Raw genomic sequence first — 16195 nt, forward strand, 5'->3', positions numbered from 1 at the left:
TTATTAAAAGTTATTATAAAATGATAGAAACTATTGATAGGTGCTGTTTTATTAAAAACAAAAAACCTAATAGTAAAGACAAATGCGCTATCTATTAGGTTTTAAATTATATATTGAATAGTATTTTTTATACCATATTACTGATTCTATTTTATTTAAATATTTTTTTAAGAAACATTAAAGATCCAATTTTCCCCGTATAATTAAGCGCTGTATGCAACCAATTTAGAGGCTTTAAATCTTCCTGAACATCTCCTTTTAACCCTTTCATTTCTTCCCAAGCAATTTGGCGCTCTAAGTCCAAACGTTTCAGTTCCTGTCTAATCTCGTCGAAATTTGTAAATTCTTTTTTCATAAGTTAATCAAAAAAGTTTTCAGACATTACTTTTATAAATTTCTGATCTATACGATGTCTTAATAGATAAATAAGAAGCCCTATTAATAGAAAAACACCACCAACAACTAGAGTTCCTAAAGCAAAGTTACCCAACCAATACCCGATAGCTAACGCTGCCGAAATTGCTAAAAATAAAAAGGCTATAAATAAAGCAGAACCAATCAATAGCATTTTACCAAAAAGGCTCATTGCTCCTGTTAGCTGTTGAAATATTTTTAACTTTAAATATTGGTGAGAAGTTTCTATATACTTCTCACCAATATCTACAGCTTTATTTGAAGTCTCATTTAAAGATTCAAAAACATTCATATATTATGATTTTTGAAATTTCTTATTTTGTTCTTTAAGGTGAGCTAATTTTTTTTCAAGAGTAGAAATTACATCATCAGCTTTATGGCTAGCATCTGTAACGATAGACTCTAATTGCTCGTCTAAAGTTCCTTTTTGTGTTGCCATTTTACTATTAACTTTTTCTTTAAGATCATGCGCACTCGCACTTACTTTCTCTTTTAAATCGTGAGCACTACTATTCATTTTATCTGCTGCAGTAGATGCTTCTTCTGCTAAACGTTTTCTAGTTTTACTTCCTTCGTCTGGAGCATAAAGAATTCCAAATAATGCGCCTATTGCTGTTCCAGCTAAAAGACCTAAAACAGTGTTTCCATTTTTACTCATAACTTTATGTTTTTAAATAATTAAATATAATTTCTGATTCCTTTGAAATCATTATCAAATTTACATAATATTAAGAGATTAACCGTATTATAAAACACAATTTTAAGTTAAACAATTCAATTTACATACAGAAACGAACAAACACCAAAACAATTAAAAACCAACACCTTACACAACAACTTAAGTTATTCTATGTAACTCTAATTTATCATTTTTATTAATTGAATCCGTTTTGCTTTTAACACAAAAAGAACCTATTCTAAATTTTAAAAGCCAGGGTAACACCTCTAAATAATCTAATCTAAAAATAGAATTCTGTTAACGTATTTTAAATCAATTAAATCTTAAAAAAAACAGACCTTAGTTATTGTTTATAATTGTCTTTAAATGCTTCAAAATTACAATACAAAAAAAGCCCTGCTATGAGCAAGGCTTTTTAATTTTAAGATATTTTTATAGATTAAGCTACAACTTGTATTGCTTCTTCTACTTTTAAACTTAATGCTTTTAAACGATTTAATTCCTGCTCTAATCCTTCTAAAATGGTGCTTTTAGACGCTTCAAAATAATCTTTTGTTTCTTCTAATAAACCTTCATAATAGTTTACTCCTTCTTTTAAATTATTAATAAAAGTTACAAAATACTTTTCTTCTCTTTTATTAGATATCACTGGAGATTCGTTAAATTTTTTGGTAATATAATCGACATAAATAGTCAATTCTTTCACAAAAATATTTGGACGATTTGGAGAGACTAGGTTTTTAATTTCTCCATAAATATGAGATGTTATTTCTTTTAAACTCATTATTTTAGAAAAATACGCCATATTAGGACCAGGACAAATAGAAACTCCTGCGCCTTCAGTCTTGGTGTCTAAATTATATTTTAATAAAGTAGACGTGCTTAAACCAACACAAGTACAAGACTTAACGGTTATTTTATCGAATGCTTTTTTGTAAGCTACAGAATCTAAACCTAACGCATCTAATTGTTTAATTTTTAAATGCTGATATTGTCTAGAAGCTGTACATAAACCTTCTTTAGAAAACTCTGTGTCTAGAGCTACGAACTTTTTAGGACACGCACTTCCTGGTCTGTTTTTTTTAATATTTACAAGTTTCTCTTCATCTTTTGTATTCCCTTTCATACTATTAAAAGGTACACCTAATGGCGAAATATCGCTTAAATACAAGTCTTCTTCCTTAGAGGCTACCAATTGTTGTAAGGTCGCATTGTCTACAGCAGTGGCTTCTGGAACCAATAAAAAAGGGGTTCCCCAACCAATAGAGTCTAAATTATATTTACTTAATAAAAAGTCGTGTTCTTCTGAAGTTCCTACACCACCTTGAGCAGTGATTTTTACTGGTAAAACAGATTCTGGAACATGATATGCTTTTGCTTCTAATGCCTTTGTAAACAAATCGTGAAGTTCGTTTGTTAAGGCTTCTTTATTTACAGTAAACTCGTTTAAAATTGGCCCTAATAATAATCCGTTTGTTGCAAATGCATGTCCGCCACAGTTTAGTCCAGATTCAATTCTAAATTCTGAAACCCAGATTCCTTTTTTAGCTAATATTTTACCTTGAATTAATGCCGATCTGTAATCGCTTACTTTAAGAATGACTTTCTTTTTAATGTAATCTTTAGCATCTGGATAGAAATCTTTAAAACTTTCTAAATAGCTAAATAAATGCGGATTCATACCCGCAGATAAAATTAAAGACGAACTTAAACTAGAATTTGCATACCCTCTTAATGCTGCATGTGCATCGTTATATTCTGCAGGTAATTTTTCATCGTTTTCAAAATGACCTTTATCAACCTTAGTCATAATATTTACGTCTATACTTCCTTTTACCAAGTTGTCTGAGACAAATTTCTTCGCTTTATTTAAATTAAACGTTCCTGAAATTGCATTTACAAACTGAGACTTAAGCTCTGATGTGCTTGGCAATAAATTAAAGTAATTCTTTAATTCTTCTGTACAGGATTTATTAACTTCTTTAAGCTTATTAAATTTTTCTTCAGTAACATCGTGTATCATATCTAAATATGAAGTAATACGTTTTGCTCTAAAATCAGGCTCTAAATCACCTATTTCGTTATAAGGTAATTCAAGCATATTACAATACATTTTCCGAAGCTTTTCGAGTAAAATATCATCAACTAAAGATATAGCAGAATCAATCCCTAGATGAGACACTTTCAATGGTGTATCAACCGTAAACCCTATTCCCATTACTGGTATATGGAAGGAATGTAATTTTTTCATTGTTATTGTTTTTAGTTATTCTTTTTTTACAAAAAGATTTACAAAAGTGATATTATTTTTATCAAAAACACATGACATTTATCATGTTATAAGTCACTTCACTAAAACACAACTATCTAAATAACAATAAAATGAATTTATTTTTATAAAAAAAAAGACCAACATAACAAATGGTGTTTTATTGTATCTAACATTTTAAAACATATCTTTTACTGTTAAATTTACTTCAATTTTCACTCCTCATTTTGAAGTTTAAAAACTGGAGAAACATCCATGATTTAGATTATACTAAACCCTTATTTTTCATAATGCAGACTATATAGTTAACAAAAAATAATTTATAACAAATTCAATCACGGGCTGTTGCATACCTTTTAAATTCGAAAAATTAAATATGTGTGCCATCCCTTTTTTTTAAACATTATACTATTTCTCCTAAATACGAGAACGCAATTTAATACGAGTTAAAAATGACGCTTACTTTATTAATAACAATATTTAGAACTTGTATTGAAACTATATATGCATCTGTTTTTAATTTTAATTTTAGCAACTTCAAACTCAAACTTTATTCCTTATAAAATAACATTTTATTAAACACAAAAAGCTTGAGGCGAACCTCAAGCTTTTATTTTATAACACAGTAAAACTGTATACTATTTATTCTAAAAATTATTTACGATACAATGGGTCTACACCTATTGTTCCTACTAATCCATCTAAATATTCAGTTGTGTTAGCATCATTATATAAGTCTTTTACAGTTTGTAAACGACTAGATAAATCCATCTCTTCAACTAATTGTTTATTACTTGGATTAGACATAAAAGTTTCTAAATAATTAATTTGTTTAATATAGAAAGCGATGTCTTTTTGTTGTTTTAACTTCAATCTTTCTTTATACCACTCGCTATTAATTACGTAATCTCTTTCAAAATAACCTCTTAATTCAGGATCGCTCATTTCTTTACCTTCGTAATTTCCGTAAGCCATCATGTGTAAAAGAATTTTTAATGGTGGTACAGCAGCTTCTATACTTCCATCTTCAAAATATCTTAAAGCTACTTTTTGTTGTGCTTCAACAATATTATTAATTCCATCTACATAATCTTCCATCCCTTGTAATTCTGGTTTAAGCATTTTTTCGTTAAACACAGCATTAGGTTCATCGAAAAGACGGTTTAAACATCTTAAAGAGAATTGTTTAGTAATACGGTAACCAAGTCTACTTGCTAAAATTTTCTTACCATTATATTCAAAATCTTCAAGTTTTTCTAGCGATCCATCTTTTATTAAGAAGTTAGGATCTCTATCTTGTGTTTCTAAACGTGCCCAGATTTCAGGAATTAAAATACTAATATCATGGTCTACTTTATTTTCTCCTCCAACATAACCTGCAGCTGTACTAAACGCATTAGATTCTGTTAAAATATGAGATAATAATGCATTATTTAAATCTGTTGTAGGTGTTAACATATTAAAAGGTCCTTTTGTTAAAGCACCTTCAGACCCTGCTCCTGTTGTAGATGGCGATTTACCTGTAAGACTACAAATAAAGTCCATAAACAATTCTGGAGTTTCCTGATAATGAATTGGGTTATATACGGCTAACGGACGAATTCCTGCTTTTGTATCGGCTGGATTATTACGTCTTCCTGGTAATACTGCATTTACAACATCTATAATTGGATCTTCAGATTCTACTTTTCTAAATAAACGCATACCAACATCTGCTAAATAACTTGCTTCGGTTTCGTTTATAAAGATGTTTTTCTCTAAATAACGCGGGTTTTTAGTAGGCTCTCCATTTACAATTCTTGTATGAGATGGTAACACAAAGTATTCTTCTTCTTTAGGGCTATGTACAACACTTTCGATTAAATCTTTAACCGGTTGAGTGTATTTATCGAAATTAATGGTGTCTTCATGAATTTCAATAGCATCCTTCTTAGTTAACAATTCGTAATTTGTTAAGAATACATTTTTTCCAACAATATCACGTTCTGCATTTTTATCATACCCACGAATAATGGCTTCGTCTGGTCTTTGGAATAAATGAGATTCACAATTTGCAGACACTTTTAAACTCTTATTAGTGTATTGCGGATTTAAGTGTTTAAAATTACTTCTTGGTAATGTAATAGACGCTGTAATATCGTCTTCCATTTGAATTTTTAAACTTGCAGAGAAATCTGATCTTAATTTATTTAACAACCAGTTTCCTTCTTGATTAAACCCAATACGCACATAACTACCTACTACAGGGTTATTTACATATTTTAAACCTGTTCCTTTTTGACCGTTTACAATATCTACAGAAACACAATCTTTCCAATTTAAAGCACCATGATCTTGACGATATAAACGTTTAACAAACAACACTAAAGATCTAATATGCACTGGAATACTAGATACAAACGCGTTATATTCGTCTGTAAAAACATCTAAAGGTTGAAGTAATCTTACTGCAGATCCTAATGTTCTATTAGAACTTAAAAAAGAGTGAGAAGGTGGTAATGTTGGATCGTAATTTTTCCATCTTTTAGAGTAATCGTACTCAATAATTTCATCTGCTCTTTTAAAATCTTCATCGATATCAATAAGGTTGAAATTACTATAAGTAATCGCATTTTTCATTGATTTAGAAATCTCTGATTTTCCACCTCCTGAAACCGTACAAGGTTTATGGCAAAATACACCTTCTGGAGATGTGTTTACAATTCTCCAAAGTGCAACAGCATCGTGTTTTTCTAATTTGAATTTATTACCAGATGGGTGAACATATGTTTTATTTGGATTTAATAAAATACGTTGATTAACGTCTTTATACGTCCAAGTAATATCGTTTGTATTTGTATTGATGTATGCGTTTTCTGGAACATAAACAATGTTCGGATATTTTTTATCTACAGCATAATATTCTTCTTTAACGTCTATTCTATCTCCTAGATATTTTTTAACGTCTTCAAAACTGTAAATATTTCCGTATTTATTAGAGAAACCTGTTCCATTAACAATATCTCCCATTACACCTCTTGGATAAGCCACTGCTCCTCCTGAATGTTCTTCTTCGACTAAACCAAATAAGTTTGCTGAATAACTAATTTGAGTTTTAATTTCTTTTTTAGAATACCCAAAGTAATTGTCTGCAATTAACGTAACCACGACACCTCTATCATCTCTACATGTTAATTTAAAAGCACCACCATCGTTATATAATTCGCTTGGTTCTTTCCAACACATTCCGTCTTTTTTCTGACGCTCTGTTGCATCATCAAAATAAGGTAAACCAACATCTTTTTTCTTCAGTGTTTTTAATTGAGGCGCAAGAATAACACAACCTGTATGTCCAGTCCAATGTTCGGTATCTAAAGCGGCATCATTTTGTACAAGAGAAGGATCTCCTGCATTTCCAAAAATAGCCTCTACAAAGTCTAAATTACTAACTAAGCTACCTGGCGCAAAAAAACGAACTTCTAAACTTTTTTTAGAAATAACACCTTTTACTTCTGGACAAACCATTGGTCTCATTAACATAGACACCATAACTTTAGCTTGTTCCTCTTGTTTAGAAGTAAATGGTAATGTTTTTAATTCTTCAGAAGGCTTAAGTGCAGCTTCTAATAAATGTGCAAATGTAATTTTTGGAACTTCAAACTTATCTAAAGGCACAGGTAAACTACCTTCTACAATATGAAATGTTCCTTTTGTTGTTCTTTTATCATGAATTGGGTTATTTAAAACCCCTTGTCTTACTCTGTAAGATGTAACGTCTTCACTAACAAAACTGTCACCATTTGGAGGTAAACTTACCTCGCGCGCATGTCCGTTTTGGTTTAATACTAAAGTATCGTTAGGTATTTTTATTGCTTTATCAAAAGCAACGTCTTTTAAATAATCTTCAATAAAAGATTGAATTCGGCTATCTACAGGACACAAATGATCTGATAAAATTCGAGATTTTTCACGAAAACTTTTAATTAGTCCATTGGTTAATTTTTGAAAATTTGGATTACTAAATGTAATTTCCGCATTCTTATCGTCGTGATAAATGGGTTGTCCTAAAGAAGCTAATTGCAGGTTTATGTACCTAATAGTATCTTTTCTGCTTCTAATTACAGCCTCATTATTCGCATTCTTTTTTCTACTCATAGTTAATTGTAAATTTAAAATCGATAATACTCTGTTTACGCATATTTTGTATCGTCATAATCCAATTAGCCGAGTATTTTTAGTCGCTAAAAAAGGTAATGAAGACCTGTTGTTTTATAATTTTAAAAACTGATTTCTGATTTGGTTTTCTTCAAACAAATAATCTAAAATCTTAATTGGTGTTTTTAACAAAAATGCAATCCGTTATTCCTTGTAAATTTACTTAATTACAAAACAAAAAACTAATAACTATCAGTAATAAACACACTCAAACCCTCTAAAAACAAAGTGATTATACAAAATAGAATCATTCTAAATAAAGATAAATAATCTTGTTTTTTTTCAAACGTTTTCGGCTTTTAAATTATAAAACAACAATGTAAAAGCAATGCCGTTTTAATGAATAAATAACATATTTATCCCTTAAAAAAAGCATAAAATTTACTTACTAGATTATATTAAAAATTATGGAATTAAAGTTGTGCTTAAAAAAACGCAAAACAAGACTGATTTTAAACCTAAAAAAAGGAACATATTTAAAATATGAAGCATATTATTCGCAATAGTTGAATACAAAGCAACCGATAATATATTGATTTTATTTACAAATTAGATGATAAACAAGATGATTTAAAAAACCTCATCCCTACACAGACTAATTTAAGTTTTATTATTTTGAAGCAAATTGAGAAGGCTTCTCTTTTTTCTGAAAGAATTAAAATAACTAAACCATGTTTTAAGATGATTTATACTCTGGGTTAGAGTAACTATTAAGAGAAATAAAAAGGAAAGGCTATAAAACAAAAAAAGCTTCCGATTTCTCGAAAGCTTTTTTGTGATGGCAGAAGGATTCGAACCTTCGACCGCCTGCTTAGAAGGCAGGTGCTCTATCCAACTGAGCTATGCCACCATTCACGAACAACTAGTGTTCTGAGGGCGCTTTTAGAAAAACATAATTCCTGAAAAGCTGTGCAAATATATGTCTCTTTATAAGACTACACAACATTATTTTAGATAAATTTTAAAAAAAATTAACATCTTTTTATAACTCTATTGTAAATCAATTATTTGCTAGAAATAGATTTTAATTCTGGATTATTTAATTGTCAGAAAAGTATGTAAAAAAAAAGAACTGCCCATACAGACAGTTCTTAAAATACATATATTTTTAAAACCGATTATTTTCTAACCGCTTTTACAATAGCTAAAGCAGCTTTAACATCTTTTTCTAATTTTACATAATCTTGATTAGCAATAATGTCTTTAGAAATTAATTTAGATCCCATTCCAACACAAGTTACACCTGCATCAAACCATCCTTTTAAATTTTCTTCTGTTGGAGAAACACCACCAGTTGGCATAACACTTGTCCAAGGTTGTGGGCCTTTAATTCCTTTTACAAATTGAGGTCCATAAATATCACCAGGGAATAATTTTACGATTTCACATCCTAATTCTTCTGCTCTAGCAATTTCTGTTAATGTACCACATCCAGGAGACCATAATACTTTTTTACGGTTACAAGCAATAGCGATATCTTCTCTTAATACTGGAGTTACAATAAAGTTTGCTCCTAATGCCATATATAAAGAAGCTGCAGCTCCGTCTGTAACAGAACCAACACCCATAATCATTCCAGGTAATTCTGCAATTGCATATTTTGTTAATTCACCAAAAACTTCGTGAGCGAAATCTCCACGAGCAGTGAATTCCATTAATCTTGCTCCACCGTCGTAACAAGCTTTTAATACTTTTTTACTTAACTCAATATCATTATGGAAAAATAAAGGAATCATTCCAGTTTCTTTCATTGCTTGAGCTACTTCTAATCTTGAAAATTGTGCCATTTTATTATTTTTAAATTTTTTAATTCCAGTTTAAGATTTTCTTGAAATCGTATGCCTCTGGATTAGGTAAATATTTTTTAGCTTGTTCGTAATCTTTCTCTTTAATATAGAATAGATTATTTATAAAAAGCTGTGCCATATCTGAATTGATATCGACTAATCTTGGTGGAATTTTACCGCTTTCATCTTCAAAATCCTTTAAAAATAAAGGCGTAATATCACCTTTTGAGTTTGCACTTACAATACAACCAGAGATACCTTGATCGAATAATTTCTTTACACCAATACCCAATAAAGAGCATAATGTTAAATCGAATGCTATAGGATTACAACATCTTAATTCGTATCCAAGTTCTACCGGTCTTGTTTTTACTTTTAAGCCTATCTCTTTAAGTTTAACCTGAAGTAGATAGTTAAAAATATGAGATTTACTTACGTTTCCTAATTCTGGATGACCATGTTCGTCGTAAGTAAAGTTAATATCAGAATTTATAATTTCTTCTTCATCCATAAAATGAAAAACACCTTCGCTTATTAAAGCGACACCATATTCTACACCTTCAAGTTTACATTTCACAATAGAGGACACTATTATATTAATTAGTTTCTCGAAAGTAATTTTGGTTTTGTTAAACATTTCTGGAATAATCATCATTTGATAATGACAAGCCGAAGCTATTCCGAAAGCTAAATGTCCTGCCGAACGTCCCATTGCCGACATAACAAACCAGTTTTCGCTGGTTCTAGCATCTTCATACACCGTATTTCCTATTCTAACGCCTTCGTCTTTTGCGGTATGAAAACCAAACGTTGGATTTCTATCCGGCAAAGGCAAATCGTTATCTATAGTTTTAGGAACGTGCACATGAGCTACATCTAACTCTTGTGATTGAAGATATTTAGTTAATCTATTGGCGGTAGATGCTGTATCGTCTCCGCCAATAGTAACTAATAATTTTACATTATTTTTCTTAAAGAAATCTGATTTAAAATCACTGTCTTTGGGTTTAAACCTACTCATAATTAAAGTAGAACCTCCTCGACTAAAAATACGATCTGCATGATGAAAATCGAACACCTTCACTTCTGGATTTTCGGATAATAATCCTTGATACCCGTGATGCACACCTATTACTTTGTAGCCATCTTTCATAAACGTTTTGGCTACAGTACTAATTACGGTATTAATTCCGGGTGCGGGTCCTCCTCCACAAATAATGGCTATTGATTTTTCCATGTAATAATCGTGTTTGTTTGTAATGATTTTAAGTTTCAGTTATTATCTAGCAACACGACCTGAAGCGTCTCCACCCATAAGTTTGTTAACTTCTGCAACAGTAGCTAAGTTAGCATCACCTTTAATTGTGTGTTTTAAACAAGATGCAGCAACTGCGAAGTCTAATGCATTTTGATCGTTATCTGGGTATGTTAATAATCCGTAGATTAAACCTCCCATGAAAGAATCTCCACCACCTACTCTATCTACGATATCTGTAATTTGATATTGACGTGTTTCTAACATTTTAGTTCCATCGTATAATACTCCAGCCCAAGTGTTGTGAGATGCAGAGATAGATCCTCTTAATGTAGTAATTACTTTTTTCGCTTTAGGGAATTTAGCCATCATTTGCGTACAAACAGATAAGAAAGCTTCAGCTTTAACATCGTGTCCAGCAGTTTGAACAGCAGCACCATCAGGCTTAATTCCGAAGTGCATTTCTGCATCTTCTTCATTTCCTAATATAATATCACAGTAAGATGTTAATTCTGTCATTACAGCTTCTCTGTGCTCATCGTCACAGTAGTTCCATAATTTAGCACGGTAATTTAAATCTGTAGAAATTGTAATGCCTTTAGCACTTGCAGCTTTTACAGCTTCTAAACATACATCTGCAGAACTTTGAGAAATAGCTGGAGTAATACCAGTCCAGTGAAACCACTCTACTCCATCAAAAACTGAATCCCAGTCAATCATTCCTGATTCAATAGTAGACATAGATGAATGTGCTCTATCGTAAACCACTTTACTTCCTCTAGATACAGCACCAGTTTCTAAGAAATAAATTCCTAAACGTTCTCCACCCCATACAATCTTGTCAACACCAACGCCTCTTTTACGCATTTCCATCATTGCACACTCTCCAATATCATTCTTTGGTAAACGTGTTACGAAATCGCAAGACACACCATAGTTTGCTAATGATACTGCTACGTTAGATTCTCCTCCTCCATAAACAACATCAAAATTGTTAGCTTGAGAAAATCTTAAAAATCCTTGAGGAGCTAATCTTAACATGATTTCTCCAAACGTTACTACTTTACTCATTTATTTAAATTTATATTAATTAATCTTTTTTCTAAGTGAAATTCACTTCCTCTTTGTACTTTTATAATGATAAAATTATTAAACAATTACCATTAAGACAAACGTTTGTGCAAAACTTTTATATGACCCCATTCATAAAAAAAAAAAACAATTGATTTCTTTTTTATATCGAATTAAAGTACAAAAACAATATATTTGTTCAAACGATTGACCAAATTTACATAAAATTTTGAAAAACAAAAGAAAAACGACCATAAAAGATATAGCAAATGTGTTAAATATTACTCCATCTGCTGTTTCAAGGGCGTTACATAACCATCCCAGAATCAGTGACAAAACAAAATCAGCTGTAAAAAAGGTCGCTAAAGATCTAGATTATCAGCCCAATCATTTGGCGTCTGCATTAAGAAGTGGAAAAAGTAAATTAGTGGGTATAATCGTAGCAAAAACTAACAGTTATTTCTTTTCTTCTGTTGTTGAAAATATTGAAAATGAATTAAACAAAAACGGTTACAATCTTATCATTACACAGTCTAACGAATCTTTCGATAAAGAGTGCCGAAATATTGATACTCTTTTACAAACTCAAGTAGACGGGATTATTGCCTCACTAGCAAATGAAACTATAACTTTCGAGCATTATAATAAAATTAAAGAAAAAGGGATTCCTTTAATATTATTTGATCGTGGAGAAAATGATATTGGCGTAGATTATATTGGTATTGATGATTATGCGAGTAGTAATATTGTTGTTAACCACTTAGTAGAGCAAGGTTGTAAGCGTATTGCACACATTGCAGGTTACAGTCATACCAGAATATATAAAAACAGGATTAGAGGGTATAAAGATGCCTTAAAAAAGCATGAATTGCCTGAAGACGAAGATCTTTTATTAGAAGGAAGTTTAACCATTGAAGATGGAAGAGCAAAAATGACAGAACTTTTAAAACTTCCTGAACTACCAGATGCTGTTTATGCTGCCGGAGATTATGCTGCCTTAGGAGCTTTACAAGTCTTAAAAGAACACAACATAAAAGTCCCCGAACAAATTGCTTTAGTTGGTTTTAGTAACGAACCTTTTACATCGTTAGTATCGCCTTCTATTTCCAGCATTTATCAGCACAACAAAGAAATTGGTAAATTGGTTGCTAAACAATTCCTGCTTCGTGTAAAAGACAAAAACTATAAGCCGGTTTTACATAAAACCATTTTAGAACCCGAATTAATTATTAGAGATTCTTCTAGAAAACATGATTAAAAACTTTTAACCTAACCTCTATACGCTATTCAATAATTCATTTTGTCTTTTTATAATTCAGCTTTAAAAAATTACATTTCAGAAACTTCTAAATGGCAATTAGAGCTGTAAAATATATAAAAACAACCTCATCTTATAAAAAAAGCCCAAAAACAAACCTAAAGATCTACATCTTCCTATTTGCTCTCAGGCTTTTATAATTAATTACATAACGTTTAACTTACTCTAAAAAGTAAGACTATACATTATTTTCTATTCGGTGGTCTTTGTCCGCCTTCGCCTTCTGGTTTTGGAGCATTTTCTAATTCAGATTTAGAAATAAAACCATCTCCATCTGTATCTATTTTAGAAAACACATTTACCAAAGGTCCTTTAACTTCACTTTGTTCAAGTTTCCCATCTTTGTTTGCGTCCATTTCAGATATTAATTTATCGAAAGTTGGAGGTCCATCCGGACGACGATCTTTATGCCCCTCGGAATGCCCTTTATCAGGCATACTATGCTCTGTTTTATTTGCCTCTTGACTTTCAGATTTTTTATTTTTCTTAGACTGGCAAGCCATCATTAAACAAACAAAAGTTCCTAATAAAATTATTTTTTTCATATTTTAAATATAATATTGATAATGCTTTTTTTAACTAAAGCAATAGCGTTTTAATAATTACTCACAATCATAATCTGAACCACTTTCTATAGTTCCTTCAGGTGTTAAATCGTAATCTGATAAACCTTCAAAATCGGTATCATAACGTTCTGCTCTAAATACAAAATTTAAGTTTGTACTTTCATACTGATCTGCAATACCTGTTAAACCTACTGGGTTTACATATTGCCAAACCGTATCTCCGTTATAATCTACTTCTATAAATGTTCCTGTACTTCCTACACAAATTAATGTATTTCCGTTAGGTAATCTTGTAGCTCCAGAAATAAATGAAGAATACATATCTGTTGGCGTGTCTGCTTTATAAGTCCATTGAAAATCTGTTGGTCCATATAAACCATCAACTAACGAGTACGATCCATCTCCGCTAACTTCTGTATCTATAACATTTACTGTTGAATAATCTGACCCATAATAACTTCCTGCTAAATTATTAAAAACCACAACCATACCTCCGTCTACATATTCGCTTTCAATCCAGTGTGCATTGTGCTGACTAAACAACTTTTGGTCACTGCTATCTCCCATATCATAAGCTTCTGGGTTTCCCCAACGGTATATGATATCACCGCCTTTTCCTGACGTTCCGCCTTCATGAGATGCTGCTTCTGCAGTAGTTGTAGAATGATCTATAATATAGAATTCGCTATAACTTCTGCTGCTTACTAAAATCTGATCTAACGCTTCATTATAATCTATTCCATTAAAATGAAACCAATCTTGCTCGTCTTGAGTATTATAATCATAATTAATATCTATTAATCCTGGACTATTTGCCACATCTCCATAATTTGATGCATCTTCATTTTCATCCTGAACAACATGATCCCAAGCATCCCACTCCCAAACAACTTCTGTGGTTCCGCTAACAAGATCGGGTTTTATTTCTATAATTTTTTCTGACCATAATTGTGAAATATAATCTGTTCTACCTGCTGCTGCAGCTTCTGCTGATGTTTTCTTATCCCAAACAATAAGTAAAATATTTCCATTATCCATATATTCAAGATCATGGTGTTGGCATTCTGTAGACGATGAAATGGTGTAATCCCAAACGACTTCCCCGTCAGAATTAATCATTTCTATTATCCCACCTTGTCCTCCGGTATTAAAAATAGTATTTCCTGCATCTCCTGGTCTTAATATATAACCATTATCTAAAAGATATACAGAGTGTCCTGGCGTATAGTCTGAGGGCCATTCGTAAACTTCTTCTCCACAATTATTAATTAAATACGTAGTTGTACTTTGTATGGGAGCAAAGAGCGTGTAACCGTCTGATGCTTCATCTGTCTTTTTTAATAATCCTACAGTGTAATCTGAATTTACAGTCCCTTCTGAAGTATCATCTGTACTATCATCGGTACTCGTATCATCACTACTACAACTTGTTAATAATACAGCAAATAACATTGCTACATACGGTAATTTTGAAAATGGTGTTCTCATGGTTTTTATTTAAATTATTTATGATTTTATAAACATGTTCTGGCAAATCTTTGTTTTTAAAGCATAAATTTATAAGTCAAAAAAAAGCATAGTATTGCTTATTAGTCTTCAATATTTAACTGAAGCTAACACTAAATTTATAGACTAATTTTCTTGTATTTTAGACCGTAAACTGTAATTTTAATTGGTCGCGTTTCAATAAAAATTTGTACCCGATAATTCCTCGTACATTTCATAATTTCCTCCCCAATATGGTGTTTTATGATCTGGCAAACCTGTACTGCTAATAGAAATATAATCGCCGTTAACCTCAACACTAACAGCTTCTGTATATGTATTTATAAAATTAGCTTGTACTACAGCGGTAACATCTACAGTTCCCTCTGAACTATCTGTGGTTACTTCTAGGTCGTCTTCTACAGTAGATTCCGAACCTGCATCATCACTACTACCACAAGACATTATTACAGCCAAAGTCATGCTCATTAAAACTATTAAATTATAATGCGTATGTTTCATATTGTATATTTTGATTAAGTTTTTTTACTTGATCCTCCTTGAAAACATTAGCTTTTTACCTACTAATACTACAGGAATTACAATTGCTAGAATCCATAAATATCTTGTAATAGTTCTCTTGCCTTTAGCAATCATTTTACTATTTTGAAAAGACATAGAAGCACTATAATTATTCTTTTCAGACAAAATAACCTTACTCGTATTTTCATTTAATAACAATGAAAAAATAGTTTGATGATGCTCATTCTCTGTAAAAGCATTTATATTAAGATCTAAGGTTTTAAAAACCTCAGGTAATTTTGAAGTTATAAACTTTAAATCTGTTTGATGATTTCCTAATTTTAAACCACCATTTAAAAGCACTACATCTTCTCCGTTAATTTCTAGCTTAAAATGCTCTTTTATGTATTTAACGGCTAACATTTTATATTCGTCATTAGACAATGCATCGAGATCCAGGTCTGAATAATGTTTTACTAAAGCTTCCTGAAAACCAACCTGACTTAAACTCACATTTAAAATCCCTAAGTTTTCTTTTACTTCTAGGTAATACGCTGCAGATAATGGATTATGTGCCTGAATTGTGTTTATAGACAATGCTATAAATAAACATAAAAAAAGTATTTTCTTCATAG

General features: G+C 31.1%; 13 protein-coding genes and 1 tRNA gene. 1 reads left to right on the forward strand and 13 read right to left on the reverse strand.

Annotated elements, in window-relative coordinates; genetic code table 11:
• Nucleotides 1-151 precede the first annotated feature (151 nt).
• The 9 genes from GQR95_RS14640 to GQR95_RS14680 all read right to left on the reverse strand — a co-directional run bounded on the left by GQR95_RS14640 (nucleotide 152) and on the right by GQR95_RS14680 (nucleotide 11669).
• The gene (locus GQR95_RS14640) at nucleotides 152-355 is read right to left on the reverse strand and encodes a hypothetical protein (protein ID WP_159023859.1); all 204 of its coding nucleotides are present in this window, start codon (nucleotides 353-355) and stop codon (nucleotides 152-154) included.
• 3 nt (nucleotides 356-358) lie between these two features.
• Nucleotides 359-706: a hypothetical protein gene (locus tag GQR95_RS14645; protein WP_159023860.1), complete on the reverse strand. Its 348-nt coding sequence runs from the start codon at nucleotides 704-706 to the stop codon at nucleotides 359-361.
• A 3-nt stretch (nucleotides 707-709) separates the two neighbouring features.
• Complete coding sequence (locus GQR95_RS14650) at nucleotides 710-1072, reverse strand: YtxH domain-containing protein (RefSeq protein WP_159023861.1); 363 nt, start codon at nucleotides 1070-1072, stop codon at nucleotides 710-712.
• Between the two features lie 460 nt (nucleotides 1073-1532).
• On the reverse strand, nucleotides 1533-3344 hold the full coding sequence (locus GQR95_RS14655) for a hypothetical protein (RefSeq protein WP_159023862.1): 1812 nt from the start codon (nucleotides 3342-3344) through the stop codon (nucleotides 1533-1535).
• A gap of 672 nt (nucleotides 3345-4016) precedes the next feature.
• Entirely contained in the window at nucleotides 4017-7496 is a 3480-nt protein-coding gene (locus GQR95_RS14660) for a hypothetical protein (protein WP_159023863.1), read from the reverse strand.
• An 836-nt stretch (nucleotides 7497-8332) separates the two neighbouring features.
• Nucleotides 8333-8406 (reverse strand) — tRNA-Arg (locus tag GQR95_RS14665).
• Nucleotides 8407-8674: 268 nt separating this feature from the next.
• A complete protein-coding gene (locus GQR95_RS14670; protein ID WP_159023864.1) occupies nucleotides 8675-9343 on the reverse strand; it encodes a bifunctional 4-hydroxy-2-oxoglutarate aldolase/2-dehydro-3-deoxy-phosphogluconate aldolase in 669 nt (222 codons plus the stop codon).
• Nucleotides 9344-9362: 19 nt separating this feature from the next.
• Nucleotides 9363-10580 (reverse strand): 6-phosphofructokinase, encoded by a 1218-nt coding sequence (locus GQR95_RS14675; protein ID WP_159023865.1) that lies wholly within the window; start codon nucleotides 10578-10580, stop codon nucleotides 9363-9365.
• Nucleotides 10581-10622: 42 nt separating this feature from the next.
• Nucleotides 10623-11669 (reverse strand): sugar kinase, encoded by a 1047-nt coding sequence (locus GQR95_RS14680; RefSeq protein WP_159023866.1) that lies wholly within the window; start codon nucleotides 11667-11669, stop codon nucleotides 10623-10625.
• Nucleotides 11670-11898: 229 nt separating this feature from the next.
• On the opposite strand from GQR95_RS14680, the gene GQR95_RS14685 reads away from it, so the two are divergent.
• On the forward strand, nucleotides 11899-12927 hold the full coding sequence (locus GQR95_RS14685) for a LacI family DNA-binding transcriptional regulator (RefSeq protein WP_159023867.1): 1029 nt from the start codon (nucleotides 11899-11901) through the stop codon (nucleotides 12925-12927).
• A gap of 245 nt (nucleotides 12928-13172) precedes the next feature.
• Here the strand turns inward: GQR95_RS14685 and GQR95_RS14690 are convergent, their stop codons facing one another.
• From GQR95_RS14690 to GQR95_RS14705, 4 genes are all read right to left on the reverse strand, one after another.
• On the reverse strand, nucleotides 13173-13532 hold the full coding sequence (locus tag GQR95_RS14690; RefSeq protein ID WP_199269609.1) for a hypothetical protein: 360 nt from the start codon (nucleotides 13530-13532) through the stop codon (nucleotides 13173-13175).
• A 57-nt stretch (nucleotides 13533-13589) separates the two neighbouring features.
• Nucleotides 13590-15041: an aryl-sulfate sulfotransferase gene (locus tag GQR95_RS14695; RefSeq protein WP_159023868.1), complete on the reverse strand. Its 1452-nt coding sequence runs from the start codon at nucleotides 15039-15041 to the stop codon at nucleotides 13590-13592.
• A gap of 195 nt (nucleotides 15042-15236) precedes the next feature.
• Nucleotides 15237-15560: a hypothetical protein gene (locus tag GQR95_RS14700; protein ID WP_159023869.1), complete on the reverse strand. Its 324-nt coding sequence runs from the start codon at nucleotides 15558-15560 to the stop codon at nucleotides 15237-15239.
• A 24-nt stretch (nucleotides 15561-15584) separates the two neighbouring features.
• Nucleotides 15585-16193 (reverse strand): hypothetical protein, encoded by a 609-nt coding sequence (locus tag GQR95_RS14705; protein ID WP_159023870.1) that lies wholly within the window; start codon nucleotides 16191-16193, stop codon nucleotides 15585-15587.
• Nucleotides 16194-16195: the final 2 nt, after the last annotated feature.

The organism is Formosa sp. L2A11 (assembly GCF_009796865.1).
In the GTDB taxonomy this organism is placed as follows: Bacteria; Bacteroidota; Bacteroidia; order Flavobacteriales; family Flavobacteriaceae; genus Formosa.

Coding starts and splice junctions, on each gene's coding strand:
- GQR95_RS14640 (WP_159023859.1), bottom strand. CDS start 355: ATGAAAAAAGAATTTACAAATTTCGACGAGATTAGACAGGAACTGAAA.
- GQR95_RS14645 (WP_159023860.1), bottom strand. CDS start 706: ATGAATGTTTTTGAATCTTTAAATGAGACTTCAAATAAAGCTGTAGAT.
- GQR95_RS14650 (WP_159023861.1), bottom strand. CDS start 1,072: ATGAGTAAAAATGGAAACACTGTTTTAGGTCTTTTAGCTGGAACAGCA.
- GQR95_RS14655 (WP_159023862.1), bottom strand. CDS start 3,344: ATGAAAAAATTACATTCCTTCCATATACCAGTAATGGGAATAGGGTTT.
- GQR95_RS14660 (WP_159023863.1), bottom strand. CDS start 7,496: ATGAGTAGAAAAAAGAATGCGAATAATGAGGCTGTAATTAGAAGCAGA.
- GQR95_RS14670 (WP_159023864.1), bottom strand. CDS start 9,343: ATGGCACAATTTTCAAGATTAGAAGTAGCTCAAGCAATGAAAGAAACT.
- GQR95_RS14675 (WP_159023865.1), bottom strand. CDS start 10,580: ATGGAAAAATCAATAGCCATTATTTGTGGAGGAGGACCCGCACCCGGA.
- GQR95_RS14680 (WP_159023866.1), bottom strand. CDS start 11,669: ATGAGTAAAGTAGTAACGTTTGGAGAAATCATGTTAAGATTAGCTCCT.
- GQR95_RS14690 (WP_199269609.1), bottom strand. CDS start 13,532: ATGAAAAAAATAATTTTATTAGGAACTTTTGTTTGTTTAATGATGGCT.
- GQR95_RS14695 (WP_159023868.1), bottom strand. CDS start 15,041: ATGAGAACACCATTTTCAAAATTACCGTATGTAGCAATGTTATTTGCT.
- GQR95_RS14700 (WP_159023869.1), bottom strand. CDS start 15,560: ATGAAACATACGCATTATAATTTAATAGTTTTAATGAGCATGACTTTG.
- GQR95_RS14705 (WP_159023870.1), bottom strand. CDS start 16,193: ATGAAGAAAATACTTTTTTTATGTTTATTTATAGCATTGTCTATAAAC.